This is a genomic window from Streptomyces phyllanthi (assembly GCF_009377205.1).
GTDB lineage: Bacteria > Actinomycetota > Actinomycetes > Streptomycetales > Streptomycetaceae > Streptomyces > Streptomyces phyllanthi.
Window position 1 is genome coordinate 1 of the sequence record NZ_VJZE01000405.1, and the last position, 8,506, is coordinate 8,506.

8 protein-coding genes and 1 pseudogene are annotated in these 8,506 nt (G+C 70.5%); 7 read left to right on the top strand and 2 right to left on the bottom strand.

The window, feature by feature from the left end:
* Positions 1 to 173 precede the first annotated feature (173 nt).
* From FNH04_RS46865 to FNH04_RS35945, 4 genes are all read left to right on the top strand, one after another.
* A complete protein-coding gene (locus FNH04_RS46865) occupies positions 174 to 566 on the top strand; it encodes a hypothetical protein (protein WP_194236920.1) in 393 nt (130 codons plus the stop codon).
* Between the two features lie 188 nt (positions 567 to 754).
* A complete protein-coding gene (locus FNH04_RS35935; RefSeq protein ID WP_152790038.1) occupies positions 755 to 1,330 on the top strand; it encodes a dihydrofolate reductase family protein in 576 nt (191 codons plus the stop codon).
* Between the two features lie 69 nt (positions 1,331 to 1,399).
* Entirely contained in the window at positions 1,400 to 2,326 is a 927-nt protein-coding gene (locus tag FNH04_RS35940; RefSeq protein WP_152790039.1) for an LLM class flavin-dependent oxidoreductase, read from the top strand.
* 96 nt (positions 2,327 to 2,422) lie between these two features.
* On the top strand, positions 2,423 to 3,235 hold the full coding sequence (locus FNH04_RS35945; protein ID WP_152790040.1) for a class I SAM-dependent methyltransferase: 813 nt from the start codon (positions 2,423 to 2,425) through the stop codon (positions 3,233 to 3,235).
* A gap of 100 nt (positions 3,236 to 3,335) precedes the next feature.
* Here FNH04_RS35945 and FNH04_RS35950 read toward each other — a convergent pair.
* Positions 3,336 to 3,548, bottom strand: a pseudogene (locus FNH04_RS35950) (DNA glycosylase AlkZ-like family protein); the annotation flags it as partial.
* Positions 3,549 to 3,822: 274 nt separating this feature from the next.
* On the bottom strand, positions 3,823 to 4,158 hold the full coding sequence (locus FNH04_RS35955) for a DUF192 domain-containing protein (protein ID WP_152790041.1): 336 nt from the start codon (positions 4,156 to 4,158) through the stop codon (positions 3,823 to 3,825).
* A 504-nt stretch (positions 4,159 to 4,662) separates the two neighbouring features.
* On the opposite strand from FNH04_RS35955, the gene FNH04_RS35960 reads away from it, so the two are divergent.
* From FNH04_RS35960 to FNH04_RS35975, 3 genes are all read left to right on the top strand, one after another.
* Positions 4,663 to 5,436 (top strand): isoprenyl transferase, encoded by a 774-nt coding sequence (locus FNH04_RS35960; RefSeq protein WP_322724810.1) that lies wholly within the window; start codon positions 4,663 to 4,665, stop codon positions 5,434 to 5,436.
* A 325-nt stretch (positions 5,437 to 5,761) separates the two neighbouring features.
* The gene (locus tag FNH04_RS35970; protein WP_322724812.1) at positions 5,762 to 7,087 is read left to right on the top strand and encodes a PhoH family protein; all 1,326 of its coding nucleotides are present in this window, start codon (positions 5,762 to 5,764) and stop codon (positions 7,085 to 7,087) included.
* Between the two features lie 418 nt (positions 7,088 to 7,505).
* Positions 7,506 to 8,192: an aggregation-promoting factor C-terminal-like domain-containing protein gene (locus FNH04_RS35975; RefSeq protein ID WP_322724813.1), complete on the top strand. Its 687-nt coding sequence runs from the start codon at positions 7,506 to 7,508 to the stop codon at positions 8,190 to 8,192.
* Positions 8,193 to 8,506 lie beyond the last annotated feature (314 nt).

Genomic DNA, 8,506 nt, shown 5'->3' on the forward strand with positions numbered 1-8,506 from the left:
CCCCGCTTCACCGAACGTCTCGACGGCGCCGCCTCCGCCCTCGTCCGCCCCTACGTCCTCACCCCGCACGAGCGCCGCCACCAACGCGCACGCCGTCGCGCACTCTGCCTCGCCGCCCTCGGCACCGACACGGGCCCGAGCCACATCCACGGAGTCCGCGTGGGGGCCGCCCGATGATCCGCATGTGCGCCCGCTGCGAGCGCACCACCGACAGCCCGGTCGTGGTCCACGAGGTCCACGCGGCCACCGGGCCCGGCTTCCACGTCTACGCCTGCGCGGAATGCGCCCGGCACTACGCGCCGCAGCAGGATCCCCTCGCTCTGATCGACGCCACCCTGCGAGCATCCCGCATGACGATCCGCGTCTACACAGCCGGAGTCGACGGCACCACCAGCCGGGAGCGTTGCGCGGTCCGTACCTGGACCGGCGACCGCGTGGCCGCGCCCCCGCCGATGACCGCGTACCCGGCCTGCGCCTGCCCCGAATGCCGGACGGTACTGCAGCCGGGACAGCCGGGACAGCCGGGACAGCCGGGACAGCCGGGACAGCCGCGACCGCCGGGGTAACCGGAACCACCGGAACCACCGCGACCGCCGGGATCCGGCGCCGTTCACGGAGGTGCCCGAGGGCCTGCCGGACGGGGTGGCGTCCCCGTACGGCAGGCCGGATCGCGCGATGCTGATGCCACGACTGCGTACGTACACGAGCGACGAGCGACGAGCGCCTTACGGCCGCGCGGGAACCAGGAGCCGCCATGAGAAAGATCATCCTGATGATGTCCGTGTCCCTCGACGGCTACTTCGAGGGCCCGAACCGCGAGATCGACTGGCACCTGGTCGACGAGGAGCTGCACACCCACTTCAACCAGGAGCTCAGGGAGATGGGCGCCTTCCTCAGCGGGCGTGTGACGTACGAACTCATGGCGGACTTCTGGCCCACCGCCGACCGTGATCCGAACAGCAGCGGACCCATGGCCGACTTCGCGGGGATCTGGCGGAACATGCCGAAGATCGTGTTCTCGCGGACCCTTCAGCACGCCCAGTGGCACACGACGATCGTGCGGGACGTCGTCGTCGAGGACATCCGGGCGCTCAAGGCACAGGAAGGCGGCGACCTGGCCCTCGGTGGCGCCGACCTCTCCGCCGAGTTCATGCGGCACGACCTGGTCGACGAGTACCGGATCTACGTCCACCCGGTCATCCTCGGCAGAGGCAGACCGCTGTTCCCGGAGTCCGACACCAGAAGGGCCCTGCGGCTGGTCGAGAACTGGCGGTTCAGCAACGGGGTCGTCATGCTGCGCTACGAGCGATCCGACTCCGCCGAGGCATAGCCGACGTGTAAGGCGGCTGGACCGGTAATGCTGTTGTACGGGTCCCGTGGCCGTGGGTAGGAAGTCCCCATGACTGGACTCGGCGCTGTCTTCCGGCCCCAACTGCCTCCCGAGAGGCTGCGTGCGATCGCCCGCCTCGCCGACCAGGCCGGCCTGGAGGAGCTCTGGCTCTGGGAGGACTGTTTCCTGGAGGGAGGCATCTCGACCGCGGCCGCCGCCCTAGCGTGGACGGAGCGGGTGCGGGTGGGGGTCGGGCTGCTGCCCGTTCCGTTGCGGAACGTCGCCGTCACCGCGATGGAGGCCGCCACGCTGCACCGCCTGTTCCCGGGGCGGGCGATCCTGGCCGTCGGACACGGGGTGCAGGACTGGATGGGACAGGTCGGCGCCCGGGCCGAGTCACCGCTGACGCTGCTGCGCGAGCACCTGCTGGCCCTGCGCGCGCTGCTCGACGGGGAGCGGATCACGACCGACGGCCGGTACGTGAAGCTGGACGACGTGGCGCTCGACTGGCCCCCGGAGGCCGGGGTGGAGGTCCTGGCCGGGGCGACCGGACCGCGCACCCTGCGGCTCTCCGGCGAGGCGGCGAGCGGCACGGTCCTCCACGCGGGTACGCCCCCGGAGGGCGTACGCCGGGCCCGCCGGCTCATCGACGAGGGGCGGGAGTCGGCCGGCCGCACCGACCCCCACAAGGTGGTCGTCTACCTCCTCACGGCGACCGACGCGACGACGGCGACGACCGCGACCAGGGCGACGACCGCGACCAGGGCGACCGGCCCGGACGCCACCGCCCGCCTCCGGGCCGAACTGGAGGCCGAGGGACTGGTCTCGGTCCCCGACCTCGGGGTCGCCGGTGACGCGGGCGCCGTCGCGAAGGCCGTGGAGCGCCTGGCGGAGGCGGGCGCCGACACGGTGATCCTCCAGCCGACCGCGGACGAACCGGACCCGGAGGGCTTCGTGCGCTTCGTGGCGACCGAGGTGCGTCCTCTCGTCCCCTGACGGACGGCCGAAACCGCACGTCAGCCGCCGCTGTTGGAAGTCCCCGCCCCGGGAAAACCGGTCGCGCCCCGCCTTCCGCCTTGCGAGGATCCCCTCATGTCCGCCGCCGACCACCCCCACCGCGCCCCCGACACAGGCGACCACCCTCGTCGCACCTTCGAGGACCTCGTCACCGAGGCCGAGAGCGCCCCGACGGAGGGCTGGGACTTCTCCTGGTTCGAGGGCCGGGCCACGGAGGAGCGGCCCTCGTGGGGGTACGCGCGGTCGATGGCCGAGCGGATCGCCCGCGCCTCCGCGGCGCTCGACCTCCAGACCGGGGGAGGGGAGGTCCTGGCCTCCGCCCCGGCGTTCGCCCCCCTCACCGTCGCCACCGAGGGCTGGCCCCCGAACGCGGCGAGGGCCACCGCCCTCCTCCACCCGCGCGGCGCCGTGGTCGTCGCCTGCCCGGAGGACGCCCCGCTGCCGTTCGCGAACGAGGCGTTCGACCTGGTCACCAGCCGTCACCCGGTCAGCCCGCGGTGGGACGAGATCGTGCGCGTCCTCAGGCCGGGCGGCACGTACTTCGCCCAGCACGTGGGCCCCCGCAGCGTCTTCGAGGTCGTCGAGTACTTCCTCGGTCCGCAGCCGGAGGAGCAGAGCAGCGACCGCCACCCCGACCGCGAGCGCGCGGACGCCGAGGCCGCCGGGCTGGAGATCGTCGACCTGCGTGCGGAGCGGCTGCGGGTGGAGTTCTTCGACATCGGCGCCGTCGTGCACTTCCTGCGCAAGGTCGTGTGGATGGTGCCCGGATTCACCGTCGACGCGTACCGGCCCAGGCTTCTCGCGCTGCACGAGCGGATCGAGGCGGAGGGCCCCTTCGTGGCCCACAGCACCCGACACCTCTTCGAGGCCCGCAAGCCCGCCCGCTGACGGTACGGAGCCCCGGCCCCCGTGCTCCGGCGGACCACCGACAGCGACCACGGCCCAGTCCAGGGCGGCCGCACGGCTACCGCCCTGGACTGGGCCGCCCTCACGCGTGCGGCCCCACGGTCACCTTCCCGATCGCCAACTCGGCCCGAGCCTCCAGCACCTCCCCGACCCGCTCGACCCGCTCGACCCGCTCGACCAACTCCCGCTCCCGCGCTGCCGTCAGCCGCCTCAACGGTTCCACGGTCACCGCCGTACGCCGCCCCCGGCGCCGTTGGTGCCACACCCCGGCGACCGTCCCGTCGACCAGCAGCACGCGGTCATGGGACGACGCCAGGGCGGAAAGAGGACAGAACCTGACCGCTGTCCGCGCGCCGCGAGAGCACCACACCTTCGCGGTCCGCCCTGAATGTCCAAGTTTGCCCAGGTCAAGCCCTTGCAGTGTCCACATCGTTATCGGCTGCGGCTCGCCTGGGTGCTGGGCTCCGGGCTAAGTTCAGACCAAGGTAATTCGCGTGAGCAAAGCTGCGCGGGAGGTACCGCGCAGAGGAGGGGGCTGCGCGGTGCCGTGCCGATCAGGCCGGTGGCCCTCACCAGTCCCGTACGACGACTCTCGCTCCGCGCCGTACACCCCACCGCTCCAGGGACCCGGCCTCCGCCTCCAGGACGTACCGGGCGCGGAAACGCGGCAGCCCCACCCGCCCCGGAGGCATCGTCCGCACCGAGATCACCGTGAACGTCCGGTCCAGGTAGGCGACGTCGACCGTGAACCGCATCCCCAGCGTGTGCACCGCGCTCGCCGGGCTCAGCAACAGCGCGCCGTCGATCCCGTCGCGCCCCAGCAGTCCGCGCCTCCGGTCCCGCGCCGACTCCGCGAGCTCCAACGGCACCGGACCGGCCGTCTCCGGCGTCGTGAACGTGGCCATGACCGCGAAGTTAGCGGATGGCGTCAAGCGTGCGTTCCCCGAGCGGTTCACCCGTGCGGGGCGGGGCGGAACGTGTCGCCCCACGTCCCACGAGTGGACGCAAAACCCCTGGATCCCTCCGGATGTCACCCGATTGCCTTGGAATGCGCTGCGATCCGGCCACCGTCACCCCCTGAACGAACGCTTCCGCGGCCGCCCGCGCGTTGTCAGCCGATTTCGGAGAGTAGTAATTCGGCGCCAATGCACGCAGCATCACTTACGAAGGGTTATGGTGGAAACCCCCCCTCGGGCCGGTCCGTCTCCCCCCCACGGACCGGCCCGTTTTTTTGTGCCCGCGAGGGGCACCCGCCGGAAGGGCACGGGGGCTCCGGTGTCCCGCGCGGCTCCACCCCCTGGCGGCGGCCCCCCAGCAGTCCCAGCGGCCCCCTCGTCGGACGCTCTTGGGGGCAGCGGCTAGGCTTTCGCTCAGGGGACCGCATTCGCCACGGAGGGGCTGACTAACACGTGAACCTGCGCGACAACCTGCGCCGCCTGCTGGTCAGGGTCTACGCACGCAGGGTGGAAGGCCACCTCGACCACGACCAGGTGCCCAAGCACATCGGCGTGATCATGGACGGCAACCGGCGCTGGGCGAAGGCCGCGGGCTCCACCACGGCGCAGGGCCACCGGGCGGGGGCGCACAAGATCGAGGAGTTCCTCGGCTGGTGCTCCGAGACGGACGTCGAGGTCGTCACCCTCTGGCTGTTCTCCACCGACAACTTCGGCAGGCCGCAGGAGGAGCTGGTCCCGCTCTTCGGGATCATCGAGGACGTCGTACGCTCCCTCGCCGCCGACGGCCGCTGGCGGGTCCACCACGTGGGCACCCTCGACCAGCTCCCCGGGCAGCTGCAGACCGCCCTGAAGGAGGCCGAGGAGACCACCGCGCACGTCGACGGGATACTGGTCAACGTCGCCATCGGCTACGGCGGACGCCAGGAGATCGCCGACGCCGTGCGCTCGATGGTCCTCGACGCCCGCGAGAGGGGCGTGTCGATGGAGGAGCTCGCCGAGTCCGTCGACGTCGACATGATCGGCAGGCACCTCTACACCGGTGACCAGCCCGACCCGGACCTCGTCATCCGCACCAGCGGCGAACAGCGCCTGTCGGGGTTCATGCTGTGGCAGACCGCTCATTCGGAGTACTACTTCTGCGAGGTTTTCTGGCCGGCCTTCCGCAAGGTCGACTTCCTGCGCGCCCTGCGTGACTACGCCGCAAGACACCGGCGTTACGGAGGCTGAGCCTCCGCACTCTCCTCCGGGTCATACGGCCCTGGCTGGGGCGGAAGTAACGAGGAGTTCACCAGCGCGCCGTTGCGAGGCGTGGCATGGCGGCGCATGTTCGAGGGCATAAGCCAGTCAGGTCGACGCCCGAACCACGGGTGTCGGATCTCAGCGGGCGGCACGGGGCCGTCCGCCCGGGAGGCCCTTTGCACCAGCCCGACCGTGTGGTCATCGCACGGACGAAGAAGCTCAGGGCCGGTCCTCGGCCCGTGCAACGGTGCCATCGACCGGTCCAGTTCCTCTTCGTCGCTCCCCGACCTCATCCGAGGGGGTACGTCCTTCCGTGGTGACCAGCACAAAGCGCCACAAGCCAGACCGGCGCACCTACGTTCTCGACACCAGCGTCCTGCTGGCCGACCCGAACGCCCTGAACCGCTTCGACGAGCACGAAGTCGTGCTGCCGATCGTCGTGGTCACAGAGCTGGAGGCCAAGCGGCACCATCCCGAACTCGGCTACTTCGCCCGGCAGGCCCTGCGCCTGCTCGACGAGTTCCGGGTGCGGCACGGTCGCCTCGACGCCCCCATCCCGATCGGGGACCTCGGGGGAACGATCCGTGTCGAGCTCAACCACTCGGACCCCAGCGTCCTGCCGACCGGCTACCGCCTGGGGGACAACGACTCCCGCATCCTCGCGGTCGCCCGCAATCTGCAGGCCGAGGGGTACGACGTCACCGTCGTCTCGAAGGACCTCCCGCTCAGGATCAAGGCGTCCTCCGTCGGTCTCCTGGCCGAGGAGTACCGCGCGGAGCTCGCGATCACGGATGCCTCCGGCTGGACCGGAATGTCCGAACTCACCCTTGCGGGCGAGCAGGTGGACATCCTCTTCGAGGAAGGCACCGTCTTTTGCCCCGAGGTGGCCGACCTCCCCGTGCACACGGGCCTGACGATCCAGTCCGAGCGCGGCAAGGCACTGGGACGGGTGAGCCCCGAGGGCAACATCCGCCTCGTACGAGGGGACCGGGAGGCGTTCGGCATCAAGGGCCGCAGCGCCGAGCAGCGTGTCGCGCTCGACCTGCTGCTCGACCCGGACGTGGGCATCGTGTCCATGGGCGGCCGGGCCGGCACCGGCAAGTCGGCGCTCGCTCTGTGCGCGGGCCTGGAAGCGGTTCTGGAGCGGCGTCAGCACCAGAAGGTCATGGTCTTCCGGCCGCTGTACGCGGTGGGCGGTCAGGAGCTCGGCTACCTGCCCGGCAGCGAGGCCGAGAAGATGAGCCCCTGGGCGCAGGCGGTCTTCGACACGCTCTCGGCGGTCACGTCCCGCGAGGTCATCGAGGAGGTCACCGCGCGCGGGATGCTGGAGGTGCTCCCGCTCACCCATATCCGCGGCCGCTCGCTGCACGACGCGTTCGTGATCGTGGATGAGGCGCAGTCCCTGGAGCGAAACGTTCTTCTGACCGTTCTGTCCCGAATCGGCGCGAATTCGCGGGTGGTTCTCACTCATGACGTGGCCCAGCGGGACAATCTGCGGGTCGGCCGGTACGACGGTGTCGTGGCCGTGGTCGAGAAGCTGAAGGGGCATCCGCTGTTCGCGCATGTCACCCTGACGCGGTCCGAAAGGTCCCAGATCGCAGCCCTTGTGACCGAAATGCTGGAGGACGGACAGATCTGACCGGAATGCTCAACTTCGGTTAGCTACTCACGGGTTGGCGCCGTCCAGCAAAGGCGATGAGCCTAGCTGGGCGGCGCCTCGGCGTGTGCGGCTTTCCTCAAATCCCTGGGGGCAAACTGGGTGTGAGCTTTCACACGCAACGGGGAATTGCCTTGCGGTGTCGGGTTACGGCAGAGTCTCACTTCTGTCAGGCCCCGCATACGGCACACCGGTACCCCCAGCGGTACGGAACAACAGAAGCACCACGGTTAACTCCATAGCGATGTCGTATGCCGCCCGAGTCACCACGCGGCGCTCCTCGCGAGGGAGTTGTCCACCGGGCCCGTGCCTCCGTGACCCCGTAGGTGGGAGGCCAGTGCCAGGGGCACGATTGCGTCCGCCAGGGTCACCGAAGCGGACGATGCTGGAAGGAAACCGTGTGAGCCGGATTTCGGTCCGGGGATTCGCAGTGGCCTCGGCCACCGCGGTCACCGCTGTCGGAAGCGTCGTCGGAGTTGCCTCGGGCAGCACCGCGCAGAATGTCGACGCCGAGACGACAGCAAGCGACGCGACCCTCCTCTCGGACATACCCATGGGCCAGCAGGCCCAGGTGCAGACCGCGTCCCTGACGCAGCAGGCCGACGCACAGGCCGTCGCCGCGGACAACAGCGCCCGCAAGGACGCCGAGGAGACGGCCCGCAAGAAGGCCGCCTCGGACGCGGTCGCCAAGCAGAAGGCCGCGGAGAAGGCCGAGGCCGACCGCAAGGCCAAGGAGGAGGCCGCCAGCCGTTCCGCCACGCGGGACGCCTCCAGCTTCCCGGTCCAGGCGTCGTACACCATCGCTGAAGTCCAGGAGATGGCGCGGCAGATCGTCCCGGCCGGCCAGTTCACCTGCTTCAGCAACATCGTGGACCACGAGTCGAGCTGGAACTACCGGGCCGACAACCCCACTTCCGACGCCTACGGTCTCGTGCAGGCGCTGCCGGGCTCGAAGATGGCCTCCGCCGGCGCCGACTGGGCGACGAACCCGGCCACCCAGATCAAGTGGGGCCTGAACTACATGAACGAGCGCTACGGCAGCCCGTGCGGCGCCTGGAACTTCTGGCAGGCCAACAACTGGTACTGACCCCTGGTCCGAGCCGTATGGCCGTACCGCTGCTCAGCCCTCGTGAGCCCCTCACCGTCCTTTGGTGAGGGGCTCACGCCATGTACGGTCGAGCCGACGACTCCGGAGGGAGTGGTGGGGCGCAACGGGGGAAGAGGACGGATCATGTCACGAGTGCCAGGGTGGCTCGGCCGGATCGGCGCCGGACTGTCCGCATGGGGAGAGCGCCTGCAGCGACGTCGGGCCGAGGCGGAGGCCCGGCACGCGGAGGAGTCCGGGGACACCTCCTCAGACGTGCCGGACACGGGCACCTCGGTACCGGAGTACGTCCCACC

Coding starts and splice junctions, on each gene's coding strand:
- FNH04_RS46865 (WP_194236920.1), top strand. CDS start 174: ATGATCCGCATGTGCGCCCGCTGCGAGCGCACCACCGACAGCCCGGTC.
- FNH04_RS35935 (WP_152790038.1), top strand. CDS start 755: ATGAGAAAGATCATCCTGATGATGTCCGTGTCCCTCGACGGCTACTTC.
- FNH04_RS35940 (WP_152790039.1), top strand. CDS start 1,400: ATGACTGGACTCGGCGCTGTCTTCCGGCCCCAACTGCCTCCCGAGAGG.
- FNH04_RS35945 (WP_152790040.1), top strand. CDS start 2,423: ATGTCCGCCGCCGACCACCCCCACCGCGCCCCCGACACAGGCGACCAC.
- FNH04_RS35955 (WP_152790041.1), bottom strand. CDS start 4,158: ATGGCCACGTTCACGACGCCGGAGACGGCCGGTCCGGTGCCGTTGGAG.